This window comes from Gemella sp. oral taxon 928 (assembly GCF_001553915.1).
GTDB lineage: Bacteria > Bacillota > Bacilli > Staphylococcales > Gemellaceae > Gemella > Gemella massiliensis.
The window spans coordinates 405519-427326 of record NZ_CP014233.1; the positions used below are offsets into that span (position 1 = coordinate 405519).

Sequence of the window (21808 nt, forward strand, 5' to 3'; positions counted from 1 at the left end):
AAAGGATATAAAAATAATGTGGGAAGATAAATTTCAAAAAGAAGGTTTAACATTTGATGATGTGTTGTTGTTTCCGGCAAAAAGTGATGTATTACCTAAAAAAGTGGATTTAAAAGTAAATCTAACAGAACGAATTAAATTATCCGTTCCTGTTATTTCAGCTGCAATGGATACGGTAACAGAATATAAAATGGCTATTGCTATGGCACGTGAGGGTGGACTGGGTGTTATTCATAAAAATATGTCTATAAAAGAGCAAGCGGAGCAGGTAAGAAAAGTTAAACGTTCGGAAAGTGGAGTTATTACAGATCCTTTCTTTTTAACACCGGACAGTTTAGTAGATGAAGCGGAAAGTTTAATGCAACAATATCGTATTTCCGGTGTACCTATTGTTAATAATGTAGAAGAAATGAAAGTTGTCGGTATTATCACAAATCGAGATATGCGTTTTTTAACTGATTTTGATGTGAAAATTAGTGAGGTTATGACAAAAGAACATTTAATTACAGCACCGGCGAATACAACATTGGAGGAAGCTAGCGTTATATTACGCAGTCATAAAATTGAGAAATTAATTTTGACTGATGCTGACGGTAGATTAACAGGATTAATCACGATTAAAGATATTGAAAAACTTGCAAAATATCCAAATTCCGCAAAAGATGACAAAGGACGTTTATTGGTAGCGGCATCTGTAGGTGTTACTAATGATACAATAGCACGAGTAGAGGCATTGGTAGATGCCGGAGTGGACGCAATTGTTGTTGATACCGCTCATGGTCATTCTAAAGGTGTATTAGATGCGGTAAAAACGTTGCGTACAAATTATCCGGAATTAGATATTATAGCGGGTAATGTTGCAACCGGAGAAGCAGCACGAGATTTATATAAAGCCGGTGCAGATGTTGTTAAGGTTGGTATTGGACCAGGTTCTATTTGTACTACACGTGTAGTTGCGGGGGTTGGAGTTCCTCAAATTACGGCAATTTATGATTGTGCAACGGTAGCACGTGAATTAGGAAAAACGATAATCGCCGATGGGGGAATAAAATATTCAGGAGATGTTGTTAAGGCTATTGCAGCAGGTGGACATGCTGTAATGCTCGGTTCAATGTTGGCAGGTTGTGAAGAATCACCGGGTGAATTGGAAATTTTCCAAGGTCGTTCATTCAAAACATATCGTGGAATGGGTTCTATTTCGGCAATGGAAAAAGGTTCTAAAGATCGTTATTTCCAAGAAGATGGTAAAAAACTTGTACCGGAAGGCATTGAAGGGCGTACACCTTACAAAGGAGCGGTATCGGAAACGATTTATCAAATAATTGGTGGATTGCGTGCCGGCATGGGATATACCGGTTCAAGAAATTTGCGTACATTACGTGAAGAGGCACAATTTGTCCGAATGACAGGAGCGGGGCTTGTAGAATCACATCCGCATGACATTCAAATAACAAAAGAAAGTCCGAATTATTCGAAATAAAAACTTAAATTTAAAATTATTATTAATTATTAAAAAGAAGAAGTTGATAACCTTTTTTTATCAACTTTTTCTAATTTTTAGTAATTATTTATATTATTCATCACCAAGCTGCATATAAACTACTTGTGTAGTTAAATATTCTTCTAAGCCGTGTTTACCATCAGCACCTCCAATACCTGATTTACGACGCCCTGCGTGGAAACCTTGCATTGCTTCGAAGTTTTCTCGATTGATATAAGTTTCACCGAATTTCAGTCCATTAACAGCTTTAAATGCTGTATTTAAGTTTTTTGTATAAACTGAAGATGTTAAACCGTATTCTGAATCATTGGCATAATTAATGACTTCTTCTAATGTTTTAAATGTGGCAATTGGAATAACAGGACCAAATGTTTCTTCTTTCATAATGCTCATATCATTGGTTACATCTGTTAAGACGGTAGACCCGTAGAAATATCCTACTTGTTCTTTATCTACATCACCGCCATATGCTAATGTTGCTCCTTGTTTAACGGCATATGCTACTCTTTCAATGACTTTTTTTAATGCTCTTTTTTCAATTAACGGACCATAATCCAAACCACGTTCTTTGTTCGGGTCACCGAATTTAACTTTGTCTAATTCTGCAAATAATATTTGTTCAAATTGTTCTTTTACATTTTCATGGACATAAACACGTTCAGCACAGTTACAAACTTGCCCTGAGTTGATAACACGCGATGCAACTATCGCTTTTGCCGCAAGTTCTAAATCGGCATCTTCAAATACAATAGCAGGAGCCTTTCCGCCAAGTTCTAAAGATACGTTGGTAATATTATCGGCAGCAGCTTTCATTACCTCTTGTCCGGCTGCCAAGCTACCGGTAAGACTAACTAATCCCACTTTAGGATGAGAAGCTAATCTGTTCCCAACTACAGAACCACGTCCATAAATAATATTTAATACCCCTTCAGGTAATCCGACTTCTGTACAAATTTCCGCAAAAATATTGGCATTAATCGGGGTTAATTGACTAGGTTTTAAAACAATGGTATTACCGGTAAGTAAAGCCGGTGCAGCTTTTCTCGCTATTAAGAAAAATGGGAAGTTCCATGGTAAAATACCTGTTGTTACACCATAAGGACGTTTGAATAAGAATATATGTTCATCTTTTCTATCACTTTGAATTATTTCTCCCTCATATCTTCTAGCCCACTCTGCCATATAATCCATGTAATCAGCCGTGAATAACACTTCAACCTTAGCCAGTTCAAAAGTTTTTCCACCCTCATTAACGATAGTTTGTGTAATTTCCGGTTCTCTTTGTCTAATACGATCTGCTATTTTTTTCAGATATGCTCCACGTTCTATAGCGGGTAGTTTTTCCCAAGATTTTTGAGCAACATCGGCAACTGTAATAGCATGATCAACATCTTTACAATTGCCGGCTGGAATTTTCGCAATAACTTCCTCAGTAGCGGGATTTACCACTTTGATAAATTCTCGTTTGATATTTTCTTCAAATTTTCCCCCAATAAACATCTTTAAAACTTTAACTTCACTCATAAATAAATTCTCCTTATATATAAAATTAGGTAAGTAAACGTTACCATCCCTGCATAAATTATACAATATATAGTAATTAAAACTCAAATATTTTGTCTTCAAAGCAAATTTTTGACTAATGAAGTAATCCTTTGTATATTTTTCCAATAAGAAAACGTTTAATAAATATTTTTTAAGAAAAAGTCTTAGCAAAGATAAAAATTAGTGGTATAATGGATAAAAAAACTAGGAGGCTCACTTAATGAAGCAAAATATCGGAGTGATCGGTTTATCGGTTATGGGGAGTAACTTAGCTTTAAATATAGCTGATAACGGATTTGAAGTAGCAGTGTTTAACAGAACAACCAGTGTTGTTGATAAGATGTTAAAAGAACATCCTCATAAAAATATAGTTGGAAGACACTCATTACAAGAGTTGGTAAATGGATTGGAAAAACCAAGAAAAGTAGTATTGATGGTTAAAGCCGGTGCAGCTGTAGATAGCTTAATTGAACAGTTAACACCTCTTTTAGACAAGGGGGATATTATTATTGACGGAGGTAATTCATTTTTTAAAGATACTCAAAGAAGATATGAACTACTGTTAAATAAAGGAATTAATTACTTTGGTGTAGGTGTTTCAGGAGGTGAAGAAGGTGCGAGATTCGGCCCTGCATTAATGCCGGGAGGAGATGAAGTTGCTTATAAAGAAATTCGTCCGATTTTAGAAGCTATTGCTGCCAAAGTAAACGGAGTTGCTTGTTGTAGTTATACGTCAACCGGTGGTGCGGGACACTATGTAAAAATGGTTCATAACGGTATTGAATATGGAGATATGCAGTTAATTTCCGAGGCGTACAAAGTATTAAAACATCTTGGAGGTTTTAATAATAAAGAATTGCAAGAAATTTTTGAAGAATGGAATAAAGGGGAATTAGAGTCTTATCTAATAGAAATTACCGCAAACATTTTTAAAGTTAAAGAAGAAAACGGAGATTATCTAGTTGATAAAATTCTGGATAAAGCCAGTCAAAAAGGTACAGGTAAGTGGACAAATGAGCAGGCAATCGATTTAGGTATTGATGTTTCCGTAATTACAAGTGCATTAAATGGTCGTTATATGTCTAACCTTAAAGAAGAACGTATTAAAGCAGAAAAAGAATTTTCACGTAAGGTTTATAATGTTGTAACAGATAAAAAACATTTAGTGGAAATCGTAAAAGATGCACTGTTTATTTCCAAAATTATTTCTTATGCACAAGGGTTTAAATTGTTTCAAGCTGCTGAAAAAGAATACGGGTGGGAGTTTAATTATGCCGATATAGCCAAAATATTCCGTGGTGGGTGTATTATTCAAGCAAAAATATTACAAAACATTATTGAAGCATATCAAAATAATTCTCAACTGGAAAATCTTATTTTCGATCCGTTCTTTAAAAATATTATAGAAACAAGGCAAGATAATTTGCGAGAAGTGGCAGTATTGGCTATTCAAAATAGATTGCCTCTAAGTGCAATGACTTCTGCTATTTCTTACTTAGATATTTATACAACAGCAGATAGTGGAGCTAATTTAATCCAAGCACAACGAGATTATTTCGGAGCTCATACTTTTGAAAGAACGGATAAAGAAGGAAATTACCATTATGATTGGGTGGGAAATAATGAAAAATAATAATGCAATTACATTATTCGGCGGAACAGGTGATTTAACTTATAGAAAATTACTACCGGCTTTATATAATTTAGATGTATTAGGAAAATTAGACGATAATTTTAAAATAATTGTTATTGGTCGTAGGGCGTACACTCCGGATGATTATATCAAAATAGCACGAGAGTGGATAAAAGAACATGCAAGAACGAAATTCGATGAAGAGCAGTTTAGTTCGTATGCACGTCGTATTATTTATTTTAAGATGGATATGACAAATGAAGAAGAATATCGTATATTACAAACATTTTATACATTAATGGAAATAGATCAGCATATTTATTACTATGCGGTAGCTCCGACGTTTTTTATTACTATAACAAACGGTCTTAAAAAATATTGTGCAAATAATAATGCAAAGGTTATTATTGAAAAACCGTTTGGAGAAGATCTGGAGAAAGCATCAATATTGAATGACAGTTTGGCAGATTTCTTTGGACAACATGAGATTTATCATATTGATCATTATTTAGGAAAAGAGATGATTCAGAACATATTATCTCTTCGCTTTAAAAATGTTATTTTTAAAGGAATTTGGAACAAAGATTTTATCGAAAATATCCAAATAACAGCAGCGGAAACCGTCGGGGTAGGAACACGTGCCGGGTATTACGATAAAAACGGTGCTTTAAAAGACATGGTACAAAATCATCTACTTCAGGTATTATCAATTGTTGCTATGGAGGAGCCGATAGAAGATAACAGCACCGAGATACACAATAGCCAATATAATTTATTGTCCGCAATAAAACCGGTAGAAGATACCAATGCCAATTTAGTTATGGCGCAGTATAACGGTTACTTAAATGAAAAAAATATTCAACCTAATTCAAAAACAGAAACATATGCAGCGCTAAAATTGTTTATAGATAACGAACGTTGGGAAGATGTTCCGTTTTTTATACGTACAGGTAAAAAAATGGGTGATAGAGAAACTCAAGTTGTAGTCCAATTTAAAGCAATAGGAGATACACCCGGAAATGTATTAATTATTAAAATACAACCGGACGAGGGAGTGTACTTCCAATTTAATGCTAAAAAACCGGGAACGGAACAGGAGTTGCAACAGATTTCTTTAGATTTTTGTCAAAGCTGTATATTGGAAAACAGAATAAATACTCCTGAAGCGTATGAACGTTTATTAGATGCTTGCTTAAAAGGTGACAGAGCATTGTTTTCGCAATGGGATCAAATTGTTGTATCATGGCAGTTTGTTAATAATTTATTAGATAAATATCATAAACAAGGGGCACCTCTTTATAGTTATGACCAAGGTTCAATGGGACCGGAAGAGGCGAATAAGCTTGTTGAATGGATTAAGTAATAACTAACCGGAAAAATATAAAACTTTAAGGAAAAATGATACTTAGAGTTTTATATTTTTTTTATGCGTGTTATAATAGAGGGCATGAGTAGAATTTAGGAGAAGTATTAATAATATTATTTTATTAGAATATATATAATTATAATTGATATTTATTATAGAAGGAGAAAGGTATAATGAAGAAAATTTTAATAATAAGTACCGGCGGTACTATTTCAATGAGTGAAGATCATACTACAGGCAAAGTATCGCCAACAAAAATTAATCCTATAGGAATGAGTGAAAACATTTTTTCATATATGGGAGATATAACCGTAGAGGAGCTGTATAATTTAGCATCACCGCAAATAACAGAACAGGAAATGCTAGGTATTCAAAGAAGAATACTAAAGGCTGTTGAGGAAGAGTATGATGGAGTAGTTATAACTCATGGAACGGATACTTTAGAAGAAACAGCTTATTATTTAGAGTTAACGTTGGATGTAAATATTCCCGTAGTTGTAACGGGAGCGATGCGTTCAAGTAATGAATTAGGATCTGACGGGCTGGTAAATCTAAGAAGCGCATTGGTAGTAGCAATAAGTGATGAAAGTTGTGATAAAGGTGTGCTTGTGGTAATGAACGATGAAGCACATACAGCAACATATGTTACCAAAACTCATACAACAAATGTTGCTACTTTTCAAACGCCGACATTTGGCCCGGTAGGGTTGGTATTAAAAAATAAAGTTATCTATTTTCAAAAATTAATAGAAAAAGAGCATTATAATATTACTACAAACAATAAAAAAGTATTTTTATTAAAGGCATAAGCCGGTATGGGAGCAGAGTTGATAGATTCAGTTTGTAGTTTGAAAATAGATGGTTTAGTAATAGAGGCATTAGGAGCAGGGAACTTACCGCCTAAAACAGTTCCGGCAATAAAAAGATGTATTGAAAAAAATATTCCCGTTGTTTTTGTATCAAGAGCTTTTAACGGTGTAACTCAAGATGTTTATGATTATGAGGGCGGAGGGAAAAGATTTTGTCAAGATGGAGTTATTTTTACAACCGGTTTAAGTGGTCAAAAAGCAAGAATAAAGTTGTTGGTTTTATTGGAAGCGGGAATAAAACCGGAAAAATTAAGAGAAAAGTTTTAATATCAAATTTATAATACTCAATATTGAATATTTTTCCTAAATATGATAGTATGATAAAGGATTTTAGTAAGAAAGGGGTATAATTTTGAAATTCAAATATCATAGGGCGTACAGAGGATTTTATCTATTAGATAATAATAAATTTAAACGACCGTTTATGAAATTAGACGAAGATAAAACGATCAAACTTTTAAATGATGCCGGTATAGAGATAATTTTTAATAAGAAAGAACTCATCACAATAGAAGATAGATATGTTATATTCTATAATAAGGAGAAAGCTGAGGGAAAACATAATATTAAAAAATCTTTAAAAATAGATTTTAAGAAATTGGAACTTGATTATCAAATACCAAAAGTATTAATAGAAAATATTTATAAAATGTTAAATACGCCTGCAACAGCGAGTAAAGAGTTGGAATCTACCTTATCAATAATTAGTAATATTATGATTTCGGATAGATTATTCGCTACAAAGGTAAAAAATATATTCTTTTATAACGAGAAAGAATTAGATTTAATACTGAATAGATATAATCTTAAAAAGATAAGTATAGATGATTTGAAAAAAGAAATTGAATTAAATTATCCAAAACAATATATTTCGCCATTGCCGCTAGATTATAAAGAACATGAAATGATTTTTGTTTTCTACTTTATTATTCAAGTAGAATTGTTAACGGTTTTAAAATAATGGATAAATTTTTTGATAGAATTATAGTTAAAACTCTTGATTTTTTAAGAGTGCTCTGTTATAATACTATTCAGAAAGTTTATTTTTTTACCACAACTTGGACGTATTTCGACCTATAAGGACGTATTCCGACCAACGATAATATTAAAGATGAATTTTCAAACAAGAAGGGCATGATAATATGGATATTTTACATTTGTTACATATGCAAAATAAACTTGTACCCGAGATGGTGAAAAAATTTAATGATCGCTATGAGTTACTTCTTACTATTAAAATAAATCAACCGGTAGGAAGAAAAACATTATTAAATTTTGTGACCATAACTGAACGACAGTTACGTACTGAATGTGAGGTATTATCGAAACTGGGTTTAATTACTAAGAAAACTACCGGAATGAGTCTTACGGAAAAAGGCGAGGAATTTTTAGTAGAAATAAAATCTTTTATTACCAATGATACATTCGTTAAAGAACGAGGTATTATAAAAAAACATTTTTCAATAAAAGATGTTTACATAGTGGCAGGAGATTTTGTAAATAGTGAAGCGACTAGGGTAGAGATGACGGACTTACTTCTTGATAAGGTTAATTCAAAAATAACCAAAGAGTGTGTAATCGGAGTAAGTGGAGGAAGTACAATGTACTATGTTGCAGATAGGGCAGATAAAACATTCGGATATGGAAAAAATGTTACTATAACACCTATTCGCGGCGGATTATCAGAAGTTAATACGGAGTATCAATCAAATGATATAGCGGCAAAAATGGCTAATAACTCCGGAAATAACTATCAATTACTACACGCACCGGATAATATAGGACAAAAAGCATTAGGAGAACTTGTTAAAGAACCTGTTGTGAAAAATGCTTTGGACGTTATAGAAAAAACATCAATTATAATACATAGTATAGGGAATGCTTTTGAGATGGCTTATAGAAGAAGAACTTCATCAGATATTCTCGAAGTGTTAAAAAAGAAAAATGCTATTTGTGAATCATTTGGAAGTTATTTCGATGAAGACGGTCACGAAATATTTAAAACCTCTACTATAGGGATGAGTTTTAAAGATGTTGATAGCATTGGAGATGTTTTTACAATAGTTGGTGGAGAAAATAAAGCGCAGGCGGTATTTAGTTACTTAAATACAAAACCGATCAATGCAACACTTATTATTGATGAAGCAATATGTAGAAAAATAATTACTAAAATTAATAAATAAAATTTTTAGGAGGAACTAAAAAATGACAGTGAAAGTAGCAATTAACGGATTTGGACGTATTGGGCGTCTTGCATTAAGAAGAATTCAAAACGTAGAAGGAATTGAAGTAGTAGCAATTAATGATTTAACTCCGGTTAATCAATTGGTACATTTGTTAAAATACGATACAACTCAAGGGCGTTTCCAAGGGGAAGTTTTTGAAAAAGACGGTAGTTTAATAATAAACGGTAAAGAAGTAAAAGGTTTTGCTAATCCAAATCCGGCAGAATTGCCATGGGGAGAGTTAGGAATAGATGTAGTGTTAGAATGTACAGGTTTCTTTACTTCTAAAGTAAAAGCGGAAGCACATATTCAAGCAGGTGCTAAAAAAGTTGTTATCTCTGCACCGGGAGGTAGTGATATTAAAACTATCGTGTTTAATGTAAACCATGAAACATTAGATGGAACAGAAACTGTTATCTCAGGGGCATCATGTACAACCAACTGTTTAGCACCTATGGCAAAAGCACTACACGATAACTTTACAATAGTAGAAGGGTTAATGACTACAATTCACGGATATACAGGTGACCAAAATACACTTGATGCACCGCATCGTGGTGGGGATTTACGTCGTGCTCGTGCAGCAGGGGTGAATATCGTTCCTAACACAACAGGTGCTGCAAAAGCAATCGGTTTAGTTATCCCTGAATTAAACGGTAAACTTGACGGAGCAGCACAACGTGTACCGGTACCGACAGGTTCACTAACTGAATTAGTAGCAGTAGTTGAAAAAACTGTAACTGCTGAAGAAGTTAACGCTGCTATGCATGCTGCTTCTACTGAATCATTCGGATACAATGTAGATCCAATCGTTTCTTCTGATATCGTAGGAATAGAATTCGGTTCATTATTTGATGCAACTCAAACAAAAGTATTAACAGTAGGTGATAAACAATTAGTAAAAGTTGTTTCTTGGTACGATAATGAAATGTCTTACACTTCTCAATTAGTAAGAACATTAAAATACTTTGCAGGATTGATAAAATAATTTATAATAGATAATAAGAAGAATAGATAAGGAGCTGACTTAAAAGTAGGAAATGATGAATAATTAAGATAAACATACAAAATTCATCAAATAGTATTTTCAACTATGGTGGTAAAGTATCTTGAAAAAATTAATTTATAATTAGTTTTTTCTTGTAGTATACTACATACAGTTAAGAGTATTAAAATCTTGCTTATAAGTTGGCTTTTTGTCTTATATTCTAATATATTTAAAAAGGAGTTTTCCATGAAGAAATCTATCAAAGACTTAGGTAACTTACAAGGAAAGACTGTCTTAATGCGTGTTGACTTTAACGTACCATTAAAAGACGGTAAGATTACTAATGATAATCGTATTACTGCGGCATTGCCGACTATTGAGTATGCCCTTAATCAAGGTGCAAAAGTAGTAGCATTTTCTCATTTAGGTCGTGTGAAAGAAGAGGCGGATAAAGCATCTAAATCACTTGCACCGGTAGCTAAAAGGTTATCAGAATTATTAGGTAAAGATGTTAAATTTGTACCTGAAACACGTGGTAGTAAATTAGAAATTGCTATAAAAGAACTGAAAGATGGAGAAATCTTAATGTTCGAGAATACACGTTTTGAAGATATTGATGGCAAGAAAGAATCTAAAAATGATGCAGAACTTGCGAAATATTGGGCATCACTAGGTGATGTTTATGTCAATGACGCATTCGGTACTGCACACCGTGCTCATGCTTCTAATGTCGGTATTGCTACAAATATTGGAGAAGGTAATTCAGCTTCAGGATTTCTGGTAGATAAAGAAATTAAATTTATCGGTGGTGCCGTTGATAATCCTGAACGTCCATTAGTAGCTATTCTGGGTGGCGCTAAAGTATCGGATAAAATCGCGGTTATTGAAAATTTATTGGAAAAAGCTGATAAAGTAATAATTGGCGGTGGTATGGCATATACATTTATGAAAGCACAAGGAAAAGAAATCGGTAATTCATTATGTGAAAATGATAAAATAGATTATGCTCGTAAACTGATGGAAAAAGCCGGAGATAAATTGATATTACCGGTAGATACAGTTGTTGCAAAAGAATTTTCAAATGATGCACCAAGCCGTATAGCAACAGATGATATTGAAGCAGACGAAGAAGGCTTAGATATTGGACCGAAAACAATAGAATTATTTAAAAATACATTGCAAGGTGCTAAAACGGTTATTTGGAATGGACCTATGGGAGTGTTCGAAATGCCTAACTTTGCCAAAGGTACAATTGGCGTTTGTGAAGCTATTGCGCACTTAGAGGGTGCTACTACTATTATCGGTGGTGGAGATAGTGCTACGGCAGCTATTTCTTTAGGATATGCAGAAAAATTTTCTCACATTTCAACCGGTGGCGGTGCTTCATTAGAATATCTTGAAGGAAAAGTATTACCGGGTATAGATTCATTATCAAATAAATAATTTTTAAAACTCAAGGAGAGAGTACAATTATGACAAGATTACCATTTATAGCAGGAAACTGGAAAATGAATTTAACAGTGAAAGAGGCACGTGAGTTTGCACAAGCGGTAGCAGGTAAAGTGCCTGCCGCAGCAAGTGTGGAGTCGGCTATTTGTGCACCGGCAACTCACTTAGAGGCATTAGTAGAATTAACTAAAAACAGTGAATTAAATATTGGTGCTGAAAACTGCCACTTTGAGCAAAGCGGAGCATATACAGGGGAAATTTCTCCATATGTACTGAATGATTTAGGTGTAAAATATGTTATACTAGGGCATTCAGAGCGTCGTGAATATTTCGGTGAAACTGATGAATTAATTAATAAAAAAACAAAAGCTGCATTTGCCAATGGGTTGATACCAATCGTTTGTTGCGGTGAAACACTTGAACAATATGAAACAGGAAAAGCCGTTGATGTAATTACAGGTCAGTTACGAAAAGATTTAGCGGATTTAACAAAAGAACAGGCTGAAAAACTTGTAGTGGCTTATGAACCAATCTGGGCTATCGGAACCGGTAAATCAGCAACTAAAGAAGATGCACAAAAAATGTGTAAATCTGTTCGTGATGTGGTTGCGGGATTATATGGAAAAGAAGTAGCTGACAAAGTGAGAGTTCAATATGGCGGCTCTGTAAAACCGGAAAATGTAAAAGAATACTTAGCATGTCCGGATGTTGATGGAGCTTTAGTAGGTGGGGCTTCACTTAAAGCAGATTCATTTTTAGCTTTATTAGAAGGCGGAAAATTAGCTTAATTTTAAGGAATTTTACTATTATAATAAATATAAATTTTAAATTATGAAGGAGAAAATTAATGTTAGCAAAAACATTTGATATTATCGCAGAAGTATATGCAAGAGAAGTTTTAGATTCACGTGGGAACCCAACTGTTGAAGTAGAAGTAACTACCGAATCAGGAGCATTTGGGCGTGCTTTAGTACCGTCAGGAGCATCAACTGGACAATATGAAGCGGTTGAATTGCGAGATGGAGATAAAGCTCGTTACCTAGGAAAAGGTGTAACTAAGGCTGTAACCAATGTTAATGAAGAAATTGCTCCATTATTGGAAGGTAAATTCGACGTATTTGACCAAGTAGGTATTGACTATGCTATGATTGAGTTGGACGGTACTGAAAATAAAGGTCGTCTGGGTGCAAATGCTATTTTAGGTGTATCTTTAGCGGTGGCACACGCTGCGGCTGATGCGTTAGGTGTAGCTTTATACAGATATTTGGGTGGAACCAACTCAAAAGAATTACCGGTTCCAATGATGAACATAGTAAACGGAGGTTCTCATTCAGATGCACCGATCGCTTTCCAAGAATTTATGATTTTACCTGTTGGAGCTCCGACATTTAAAGAAGCATTGCGTTGGGGTGCAGAGGTATTCCATAATTTAGCAAAATTATTACATGCTCGTGGTCTATCAACTGCAGTAGGTGATGAAGGAGGATTTGCTCCATCATTTGAGGGAACAGAAGATGCTGTTGAAACTATTCTGTCAGCCATTAAAGCAGCCGGATTGGAGCCGGGGAAAGATGTATTCTTGGGATTTGACTGTGCATCATCAGAATTCTATGAAAATGGAGTATATGACTATACTAAATTCGAAGGAGAAGGTGGAGCAAAACGTACTTCAGCTGAACAAGTAGATTATTTAGAAGAGTTGGTAAACAAATATCCAATTATCACTATTGAAGACGGTATGGATGAAAATGACTGGGAAGGTTGGAGATTACTTACAGAACGTATAGGAAATCGCGTACAATTAGTTGGGGATGATTTATTTGTAACCAACACTAAAAAATTATCACAAGGTATCGAACAAGGTGTTGGTAACTCAATCTTAATTAAAGTTAACCAAATCGGCACTTTAACAGAAACATTAAATGCTATTGAAATGGCGAAACGTGCCAGATATACTGCTGTTATTTCTCACCGTTCCGGAGAAACTGAAGATTCAACCATCTCAGATATAGCAGTTGCTACAAATGCCGGACAAATCAAAACAGGTTCACTTAGCCGTACAGACCGTATCGCTAAATACAATCAATTATTGCGTATTGAAGATGAATTAGATGTAACAGCTGAATATCCGGGAATTAAAGCGTTTTATAATATTAAACGTTAATAAGATAATAAGTTTAACAAGGGTTAACTAAAGTAAAAAATTTTTAAAAGAATTTACTTATTAGTAAGACCGCAGTGATTCATTGATTTAAGAATTTGCTATAAAGAGCTTTTTTCCAGATCTAATGAAGTATACGAGGGGCGACTCAATAAAATTGATTTTTAACGAAATCATGATTTTTGAGTCGCTCCTATTTTTTATTCTCTTAGTAAAATTATTTTCAAAAGTTTATATATAAAACAGTTGTTTGAACCTATGATTATTTACCGAATATAAAGTAATTAATTTTTGATCTATTATGTTCGTATATGTTAGAGTTTATTTTAGAAAAATTTGCATTTTATAAATACAAAAACTTCCAAAAATACATTGGTTATAATGGAAAAAAATTATTAAAAAAATTTGAAAATAATAATAAGAATTACTTAATTGATAGCTGTTATTAATAACGATATAAACATTTTGATTTTAAATTAAATATATAAATTGAAATTTATTTTTAGAAAAAATTTGGTTTACAAAAGTAAAGATAAATTACATTGGAGAGGATATAGTTTTTTTATACTTGTTTTTTATAGTACAGAATAAAAATATCATTAAATAAAAATAAACATTTAAAAACAGCTGTTTTAAGACTATATTTTTAAGAAATAATTTTTTATTAATAAATTCTTATTTTATACTGTTTTCAGAGGGTGATTTTATAAATCAACTTTCTTTTATTCCTGATAAATAAAAAATATTTAAAAACTGAAAAATAAAATAGAAAATAAAAAAACTTAATACAGTTTTTATTTTTAAAATATTATAAAATTAATGTTATAATATTTATTTTAATTAATAAAAATTAATAATATTAATAACTGATATAATAAGTTTTTCTTGAAAAATTATTTTAATCTAATGTTAAAATATTGTATTGCATTATTTTTCAAATTGCTATATAATTGTACTACAATAGAAAAAAGGAAAGTTTTTTATTAACAAAATAATTATTTATTGTAAAATATATATTATATACTATAAAACTTAAGTTAATTAAGTTTTAAAAATAGTTTTTTATAATTTGGACTTTGAGGTGAATGTAATGGAATTAAAAACAAGGTCAATAAAACTAATGGGAGCAGCGATTGATATTACAATCTATGATCAAGAAGAGGTTGAATTAATACTTGATGAAACTATAGAATTATTAAAAGTATATGAACATAGATTTAGTGCTAATGATGACAGTTCAGAACTTATGATTGTAAACCACAATGCCGGTATAAAACCTGTTAAAGTAAAGCCGGAATTATACGAATTAATAAAGATAGGAAAAAAACACAGTTTGGCAAATGACAGTTTACTGAATATTGCACTTGGTCCCATCGTTCAAAGCTGGAGAATTGGTTTTAAAGATGCAAAAGTTCCAACAGATGAAGAAATATCAAAATTATTATTGTTGACGGATCCGAACCAAATTATATTAAACGATGAAGAACAAACAGTTTATTTAACAAGAAAAGGAATGGCTATAAATTTGGGAGCTTTAGCTAAAGGGTATATAGCCGACTTACTGGTGAAATATTTAAAACAAAGAGGAGTAAATTCAGGGCTTATTAATTTAGGCGGAAATGTTTTAACGTTTGGAAATGCTCTTCATAATCCGGATTATTATTGGCGGATAGGTATTCAAGACCCCGTTCTTAGTAGAGGTAATCATATTTTTACAATAAAAATAAAAAATCAGTCTGTAGTAACTTCCGGAATTTATGAAAGAAATTACACAGAAAATGGAAATACTTATCATCATATTCTTAACCCTAAAACCGGTTATCCGGTTGAAACTAACGTTGCCGGATTAACAATTATTTCTAATTTGTCTGTTGATGGTGAAATTTGGACAACACGGCTATTTGGGAAAAGTGTTGAGAAAATAATGGATAAGTTACATTCGTTACCTGATATAGAGGGGGTTGTGGTTACTACCACCGGTGAGGTATATTATTCTGACGGTTTGGAAAGCAGTATAGTTAGATAAAGATATTGTAATAATATAAGATGCTTTTAAATATTTAGGAGGGTTATGAAAATTGGTTCAAGAGATAAAAAATTCTAAAAAAAATAATAAAGAAGTTTCTAACAAAACTACGGTTGAAAAAAATAATATAACAAAAGGGAAAGGACATAAAAAGATGGTTAAATTAATTGGTATAGTTGGTACAAATTCTAAAAAATCTACAAATCGCCAACTTCTACAATATATTCAAAAACATTTTGCAAATAAGGCGGAGATAGAGTTAGTTGAAATAAAAGATATTCCTTTATTTAACAAACCTGCTGATAAAGTTCTTCCGGTGCAGGTGACTGAAATAGCAGCAAAAATAGAAGCTGCTGATGGAGTTATTATTAGTTCTCCGGAGTATGATCACGCAGTTCCGGCATCACTTATGAGTTTAATAGCGTGGTTATCTTATGGAATTCATCCACTATTGGATAAACCTGTAATGTTAACCGGTGCATCTTACGGTACACTTGGTTCATCACGTGCTCAGGCACATATTCGTCAGATTTTAGATTCTCCGGAAGTCAAAGCACGAGTTATGCCAAGTTCGGAATTTTTATTAGGTCATTCATTACAAGCATTTGATGAAGTAGGGGATATTAGTAATCCGGAAACTGTTCAAAAATTAGATAGTTTATTTGCAGATTTCTTACTGTTTATTAAAATTACTGAAAAACTAATGAATGCTCATAAACAAGCAGCAAAAGAAATAGAAAACTTTTCTTGGGAAGAGTTAAAATAGAATAGGAGTGTAGACATATGAAATTAGTAGGAATTGTAGGTTCGAATGCGGAAGTTTCATACAACCGCAAATTAATGGAATTTATAGCAAAAGAATATAAAGATTTATTTACTTTGGAATTATTGGATATTACAAACTTGCCGATGTTTAACCAAGATGAAGACCATTCTAAAGAAAATAAAGATTTAATAGTAATGAATCGTAAAATTTTGCAATCAGATGGAGTTATTATTGCAACACCCGAGCATAATCACACAATAACTGCATCGCTAAAAAGTGCATTAGAGTGGTTATCGTTTGAATTACATCCATTCGAAAATAAACCGGTTATGGTAGTTGGAGCTTCTTATTATGACCAAGGGTCATCACGTGCTCAACTTCACCTACGTCAAGTGTTGGACGCACCGGGAGTAAATGCCATAGTTTTCCCGGGAAATGAGTTTCTTTTAGGAAAAGCAAAAGAGGCATTTGATGAAAATGGAAATATCAAAGATGAACGTACTATTGGATATCTTAGAATATGTTTAACTAAATTTGCAAAATTCGCTACCGTTGCAAAATCTTTAGCAGAGAGAAAACCGACGCCGCCTGAAGATTTAACAGCTAGCGGGAAAATTTCTACAACTATAGAAGGTGTTGAAGGAAATGATGATGACTGGTATGAAAAAGCTGCAGAGAAAGTAAATGCAGTATCAGGTGATACCTATGTAAAACTTGATCGTGGTATTTTAACTGTAGATCAATTAAATTGTTTCCTAAATTCTATGCCGATAGAATTAACTTATGCCGATAGTAATAACCAATTCTTATACTATAATTATAATAAAGAAGAGCATGAAATGTTAGCTAAACGTCGACCGGAACAAGTTGGTTGCTCATTATCAGCGGTTCACCCCGAAAGAGTGCATGGAAGTGTTAGCTGGTTAGTAGGTTTACTTCGTTCAGGTCAGATCGATGTATTTAGAACTCATGTTCCAACACACGGTCCGGATAAATATGTAGTTCATAACTATCAAGCAATGTATGATAAAGACGGAAAATATGCCGGAATTAACGAGTATATTTTAGATTTTAAACCTATTGTTGACTGGTATTTAAAACAAACAGGACAGACATTAGTAAAAAATGGTATGGCGATGTCCGGTGGTTATGCACAAGCACCGGCAGCAGATGCAACAAGCGGCGCATCCGGCGGAGGTCATTCACATGGTGCACCGGCAGCAACACCGGCAGCGGACGCAACAAGTGGTGCATCTGCATAGTTAAAAAGCTAAAAGTTCCTTTATATAATTTTATTAAAGGAATTTTTAGCTTTTTTGTATATTAAGCATATTTCTTTACACAATAGTTACTTAAAGACTATAATATTTAATATTAAAAATTATTATTAATTTAGAAAATGTAAGAAATAAAAGGAGAAGAAATATGCTTTATATTTATGAATATCCGGCGTGTTCTACATGTAAAAAAGCAAAAAAATTATTAAAAGAAAATAATATACAAGCAGAATATTTTAATGTAAAAGAAGAAACGCCGTCTATTGAAAATTTTAAAAAGATATTAGCTACGTTTAATATACCTATAAAAAAATTATTTAATACCAGCGGTTTAGTTTATAAAGAATTAAAATTAAAAGATAAATTAGCCGATTTAACAGAAGATGAGGTATTAAAATTGTTGGTAGATAATGGAATGTTGATAAAAAGACCATTAGCGTTTGATTTGGAAAATGATATATTGCTGTTGGGATATAAAGAAGAGCAATGGGAACAGGCTTTACTTTAATTAAATAACTAATTAATAAGTTCTAAAACTAAATAGATATCTATAGAAGTTATTTGCTGATTGATTATTTTTACTATATTTAATAATTTTTTAAATTTCAGCAAATATAATTTAATACTGGTAGTTTGAATTTCTTTTGAATGTACTGCAATAGCCGTTAGAAATACATTTTTAATACTTTAAGGATAGAGTTGTTAAATATCAGCGGTTATATTATAATTTATGTATAATAAAATTATGGAGTGAGAAAATTGTCGGAATTAGAAGAATTATTTTTCAAGATTGATAGAAAAACGGAAGAAAATAGAAGTAATAATACTTATTTTGAATCATTGATAAATTATTTATCATTAGAAAAAGATGAAGATTATTTTGAAATAGTTGATAATTACTCAAAAGAAACTATAAGAAAAGCGTATCAATTTCTTCTATTGAAGTCACTAAAAGAACTTAATGATCCAAGCTACAGCATTACCCCGGAAATAATAACAATGTATGTTTCTCATTTAATAGAATGTATTTTCGGTGAAAAAAGTATAAGTGTGTCAGATTTTGCAAGTGGGAGTGGAAATTTTTTAATAAATATTGCAGCTTTAAGCAACGGAGAGAAAAGATTAACATCGATTGATGTTGATAATAATTATGTTAAACTTCAACAAAATATTTTTAATTTATTGGAAACGAATGTTGATATTATTAATCAAGATGTCTTAAAACCGTTAGATATAAAAAAACAGGATATTATTGTAAGCGATGTTCCGTTTGGATATTATGCTGATATTGACAACAGCTTAAATTATAAATTATGTAGTAATAATGGTTATAGCCTTAATTCTCTTCTTTTTATAGAGCAAACGGTAAACTATTTAAAAGATGATGGAATTGGAATATTGGTAGTTTCTAGAAAGGTTTTGGAACTTGATAATAAGTTTAAAAAATTTTTAGAAAAAGATATTAATCTTAATGCCGTGATAACATTACCTGTAGAAATGTTTAAAACTGATGAGCAAGTTAAAGTTATTATTTTAATAACTAAAAAAGAACAGAAGCTGCTTCCTAAACAAGTGTTTTTAGCAGAAATCCCAAGTTATCAAAATAAAAAACAATATTCAAACTTTATAGAAGAATTTAAAAAGTGGTTAAAGGAAAGATAATATAGAGCTTTATCAAAAACATTTCATTATAAAAGAGTTGTATCGGTTTTATAATTAATCCAAGTTAGCTAACAAAATTTTCATTATAGTTTATCATTACTTAAAAACTTGATAAAAATTATATATATTTTTTATTATTTTTATAGGTTTGTTTTGTCTTTAAGGTTGACAATACCTTGATTATATAATACAATGTTTAAGTAGATTGCTTAAGCAATCGAATTAATTAAATGACTTTTATGTATTTATTTTAATTTACGGTCGTTTGATTGTATTAAGATTAGACTTTTTTTTATCGGAGGGAGGGAAATCCAATGTCAAAAACTGTAGTTCGTAAAAATGAATCACTAGAGGATGCACTACGTCGTTTTAAACGTGCTGTTTCTAAAAATGGAACTATCCAAGAAGTTCGTAAACGTGAATTCTACGAAAAACCAAGCGTACGTCGTAAGAAAAAATCTGAAGCGGCTAGAAAACGTAAATACTAATTGGTAAATTGTAAAAATTTATTAAGGAATAGTCTAAAGATTTCCCTCTTTTAGATTTATTTTGATAGGTATATTCCTACTTGAATTCTCAAGTAGGAATTTTTTATAAATGCCAAGTTTAAAAAAAGGAGAATATATGTTTGCAATAATTTGTTTGAATTTTATGTTATTAGTATCATGCTGGTATTTAATAGCTGAAAATCAAAAAAATAAAACAAAAATATTAAAAATGGATGAAGATTTAAAAAAAGCAGTTAAGAGGATTGCTAAATTAGAAAATAAAGAAGATACTTAAACTGGCTCTGTGTCAAATACGGGGCATGAGAAAAAATAAGGATAAAATGCTAAGCAATGCAGTGTTGCTTGGCATTTTTCAAAACGCCCTTAAAAGAAATATTATTTTTATACTCAGAAACAAATAACCTAGAAACAACTAAAATGCGTAATCTAAAGTTATAAAAGCTATTATAACCATAAGAAACTCTCTTTAAAACCTTTATCTTATTATTAATACCCTCCAAAGAACCATTAGAAATAGAATACCTAACACTATTAAGCATATACCCTTTATGTTTTCTCATAGTATTAATAGCCTTACTAACACCATCAGATAAATCGATAGTAGATTTTTCAATTAATTCTTTAAACTCCAACTCATTTCTATACCTTATTGCATATCTAATATCCTGAACTCTCTCATAGCTAGCCTTAAATATACAATCTAATCCTAATAAATAATCTAAAATATCACGTCTAGTAACTAAACTCCTAAAACTCCTATTAAAGAAAAACCTACCATGAGTAACATTACTTTCATCTTCTAATATTAACTTCCAATTATTTTTTAAAAGAGTATAATTAATACCTTTTTGTTTTTTGTAAATATTCATTAGCTTAACTCTAGTTCTATTAAGTTCTCTATTAACATTTTGAATAAAGTTCTCTATTAACATTTTGAATAATATGAAACCTATCTATAACAATTTCAGCATTAGGAAACTTATTTCTAATCAACTTCATATAAGGAGTATAAATATCAATACAAATAGCCTTAACATTACTTCTAGCCTCTTTAGAAAATCTGGAAAAATAATTATTTAAAATATACTCAGTTCTACCATCAACTATATCAATAATCTCATGAGTTAAAGCATCTAAAAAAATAAAACTCATACCATTTTTACTATCTTTAGTAAACTTTAACTCATCAAAGCATAAATACTCAGGTAAGGTATTATAGTTAAGAATGTCTACATGGGATTTACATTTATAAAGAGTTCTTATAACAGTATTAACCGATACATTATTCATTTTGGCTATTTGTTTAAAAGATAAAGTATCAGCTAAATCACTCATTATAGAAAACTTAACATTTTTAGAAATACTACAGTATTTATCTACAAAAGAAGTAGTAGCTACAAATTTTTTATTACAAGTTTTACACTTGAAACGTTGCTTTCTTAGTTCCAAATAAGCAGGGATACCTGATATTTTTAATAGATTAATTCTAGTAAGTTCATTAAAGCCGTTTTTAACTACAGTATAACCTTTATTAAGACAACCACAGCATTCACACTTCTTGGGTTTATATGTTAAGGTACCTTTGAATACAAAGTACTTTTGATTATTTTTTATAGTTTCGTTATGTGTTTTCTCAATAGTTATATTTTTATCTTTTATTTGTAGTAGGTTTTTAATGAATTCTCCCTCTTTTATTTCTTTTGTTTTTGTGTTAAAATTATTGATGACAGATATCCTTTCATAGTTTATTTTTTTGCACTTTAATTATATTGGATATTTGTCTTTTTGTATATTAAAAAACAATACGAGGTATGGATTTTCCCCATGCCCC

General features: G+C 31.6%; 19 protein-coding genes and 1 pseudogene. 17 read left to right on the top strand and 3 right to left on the bottom strand.

The window, feature by feature from the left end:
• Positions 1–16: 16 nt before the first annotated feature.
• Positions 17–1480, top strand: a complete 1464-nt coding sequence (gene guaB, locus AXE85_RS01775; protein WP_062172811.1) for an IMP dehydrogenase — start codon at positions 17–19, stop codon at positions 1478–1480.
• A gap of 93 nt (positions 1481–1573) precedes the next feature.
• Here guaB and aldA read toward each other — a convergent pair whose 3' ends face one another.
• A complete protein-coding gene (gene aldA / locus AXE85_RS01780) occupies positions 1574–3025 on the bottom strand; it encodes an aldehyde dehydrogenase (RefSeq protein WP_062172813.1) in 1452 nt (483 codons plus the stop codon).
• 241 nt (positions 3026–3266) lie between these two features.
• Between aldA and gnd the strand changes: the two genes are divergently transcribed.
• The 16 genes and pseudogenes from gnd to AXE85_RS01860 all read left to right on the top strand — a co-directional run bounded on the left by gnd (position 3267) and on the right by AXE85_RS01860 (position 20251).
• A complete protein-coding gene (gnd, locus tag AXE85_RS01785) occupies positions 3267–4679 on the top strand; it encodes a decarboxylating NADP(+)-dependent phosphogluconate dehydrogenase (RefSeq protein WP_062172815.1) in 1413 nt (470 codons plus the stop codon).
• Positions 4651–6042 (top strand): glucose-6-phosphate dehydrogenase, encoded by a 1392-nt coding sequence (zwf, locus tag AXE85_RS01790; protein WP_082729111.1) that lies wholly within the window; start codon positions 4651–4653, stop codon positions 6040–6042. Before gnd ends, zwf begins: the two co-directional genes overlap by 29 nt.
• 176 nt (positions 6043–6218) lie before the next feature.
• Positions 6219–7181 (top strand): annotated as a pseudogene (locus AXE85_RS01795) (asparaginase).
• Between the two features lie 85 nt (positions 7182–7266).
• Positions 7267–7875: a hypothetical protein gene (locus AXE85_RS01800; protein ID WP_062172817.1), complete on the top strand. Its 609-nt coding sequence runs from the start codon at positions 7267–7269 to the stop codon at positions 7873–7875.
• 181 nt (positions 7876–8056) lie between these two features.
• Positions 8057–9097: a sugar-binding transcriptional regulator gene (locus AXE85_RS01805; RefSeq protein ID WP_062172819.1), complete on the top strand. Its 1041-nt coding sequence runs from the start codon at positions 8057–8059 to the stop codon at positions 9095–9097.
• A 22-nt stretch (positions 9098–9119) separates the two neighbouring features.
• Positions 9120–10127, top strand: a complete 1008-nt coding sequence (gene gap / locus AXE85_RS01810) for a type I glyceraldehyde-3-phosphate dehydrogenase (RefSeq protein WP_062172821.1) — start codon at positions 9120–9122, stop codon at positions 10125–10127.
• Between the two features lie 246 nt (positions 10128–10373).
• Positions 10374–11570, top strand: coding sequence for a phosphoglycerate kinase (locus tag AXE85_RS01815; RefSeq protein WP_062172823.1), 1197 nt, complete (start codon positions 10374–10376; stop codon positions 11568–11570).
• A gap of 29 nt (positions 11571–11599) precedes the next feature.
• A complete protein-coding gene (gene tpiA / locus AXE85_RS01820; protein ID WP_062172825.1) occupies positions 11600–12364 on the top strand; it encodes a triose-phosphate isomerase in 765 nt (254 codons plus the stop codon).
• Positions 12365–12423: 59 nt separating this feature from the next.
• On the top strand, positions 12424–13740 hold the full coding sequence (gene eno / locus AXE85_RS01825) for a phosphopyruvate hydratase (protein WP_062172827.1): 1317 nt from the start codon (positions 12424–12426) through the stop codon (positions 13738–13740).
• Positions 13741–14827: 1087 nt separating this feature from the next.
• Complete coding sequence (locus tag AXE85_RS01830) at positions 14828–15763, top strand: FAD:protein FMN transferase (RefSeq protein ID WP_062172829.1); 936 nt, start codon at positions 14828–14830, stop codon at positions 15761–15763.
• A 52-nt stretch (positions 15764–15815) separates the two neighbouring features.
• Entirely contained in the window at positions 15816–16529 is a 714-nt protein-coding gene (locus tag AXE85_RS01835; protein ID WP_371524216.1) for an NADPH-dependent FMN reductase, read from the top strand.
• A 17-nt stretch (positions 16530–16546) separates the two neighbouring features.
• Positions 16547–17791, top strand: a complete 1245-nt coding sequence (locus tag AXE85_RS01840) for an NAD(P)H-dependent oxidoreductase (RefSeq protein ID WP_062172831.1) — start codon at positions 16547–16549, stop codon at positions 17789–17791.
• A 163-nt stretch (positions 17792–17954) separates the two neighbouring features.
• The gene (locus AXE85_RS01845; protein ID WP_062172833.1) at positions 17955–18314 is read left to right on the top strand and encodes a Spx/MgsR family RNA polymerase-binding regulatory protein; all 360 of its coding nucleotides are present in this window, start codon (positions 17955–17957) and stop codon (positions 18312–18314) included.
• A gap of 242 nt (positions 18315–18556) precedes the next feature.
• Positions 18557–19468, top strand: a complete 912-nt coding sequence (locus AXE85_RS01850) for a class I SAM-dependent methyltransferase (protein ID WP_231723795.1) — start codon at positions 18557–18559, stop codon at positions 19466–19468.
• 314 nt (positions 19469–19782) lie between these two features.
• Positions 19783–19956: a 30S ribosomal protein S21 gene (gene rpsU, locus AXE85_RS01855; RefSeq protein WP_003147339.1), complete on the top strand. Its 174-nt coding sequence runs from the start codon at positions 19783–19785 to the stop codon at positions 19954–19956.
• Between the two features lie 136 nt (positions 19957–20092).
• A complete protein-coding gene (locus tag AXE85_RS01860) occupies positions 20093–20251 on the top strand; it encodes a hypothetical protein (protein ID WP_062174664.1) in 159 nt (52 codons plus the stop codon).
• A 49-nt stretch (positions 20252–20300) separates the two neighbouring features.
• Here AXE85_RS01860 and AXE85_RS08565 read toward each other — a convergent pair whose 3' ends face one another.
• Entirely contained in the window at positions 20301–20909 is a 609-nt protein-coding gene (locus AXE85_RS08565; protein WP_231723783.1) for a transposase, read from the bottom strand.
• Positions 20878–21726 (bottom strand): ISL3 family transposase, encoded by an 849-nt coding sequence (locus AXE85_RS08570; RefSeq protein ID WP_335339307.1) that lies wholly within the window; start codon positions 21724–21726, stop codon positions 20878–20880. The genes AXE85_RS08565 and AXE85_RS08570 overlap by 32 nt, the downstream gene beginning before the upstream one ends.
• Positions 21727–21808: the final 82 nt, after the last annotated feature.

Coding starts and splice junctions, on each gene's coding strand:
- guaB (WP_062172811.1), top strand. CDS start 17: ATGTGGGAAGATAAATTTCAAAAAGAAGGTTTAACATTTGATGATGTG.
- aldA (WP_062172813.1), bottom strand. CDS start 3,025: ATGAGTGAAGTTAAAGTTTTAAAGATGTTTATTGGGGGAAAATTTGAA.
- gnd (WP_062172815.1), top strand. CDS start 3,267: ATGAAGCAAAATATCGGAGTGATCGGTTTATCGGTTATGGGGAGTAAC.
- zwf (WP_082729111.1), top strand. CDS start 4,651: ATGATTGGGTGGGAAATAATGAAAAATAATAATGCAATTACATTATTC.
- AXE85_RS01805 (WP_062172819.1), top strand. CDS start 8,057: ATGGATATTTTACATTTGTTACATATGCAAAATAAACTTGTACCCGAG.
- gap (WP_062172821.1), top strand. CDS start 9,120: ATGACAGTGAAAGTAGCAATTAACGGATTTGGACGTATTGGGCGTCTT.
- AXE85_RS01815 (WP_062172823.1), top strand. CDS start 10,374: ATGAAGAAATCTATCAAAGACTTAGGTAACTTACAAGGAAAGACTGTC.
- tpiA (WP_062172825.1), top strand. CDS start 11,600: ATGACAAGATTACCATTTATAGCAGGAAACTGGAAAATGAATTTAACA.
- eno (WP_062172827.1), top strand. CDS start 12,424: ATGTTAGCAAAAACATTTGATATTATCGCAGAAGTATATGCAAGAGAA.
- AXE85_RS01830 (WP_062172829.1), top strand. CDS start 14,828: ATGGAATTAAAAACAAGGTCAATAAAACTAATGGGAGCAGCGATTGAT.
- AXE85_RS01840 (WP_062172831.1), top strand. CDS start 16,547: ATGAAATTAGTAGGAATTGTAGGTTCGAATGCGGAAGTTTCATACAAC.
- AXE85_RS01845 (WP_062172833.1), top strand. CDS start 17,955: ATGCTTTATATTTATGAATATCCGGCGTGTTCTACATGTAAAAAAGCA.
- rpsU (WP_003147339.1), top strand. CDS start 19,783: ATGTCAAAAACTGTAGTTCGTAAAAATGAATCACTAGAGGATGCACTA.
- AXE85_RS01860 (WP_062174664.1), top strand. CDS start 20,093: ATGTTTGCAATAATTTGTTTGAATTTTATGTTATTAGTATCATGCTGG.
- AXE85_RS08565 (WP_231723783.1), bottom strand. CDS start 20,909: ATGTTAATAGAGAACTTTATTCAAAATGTTAATAGAGAACTTAATAGA.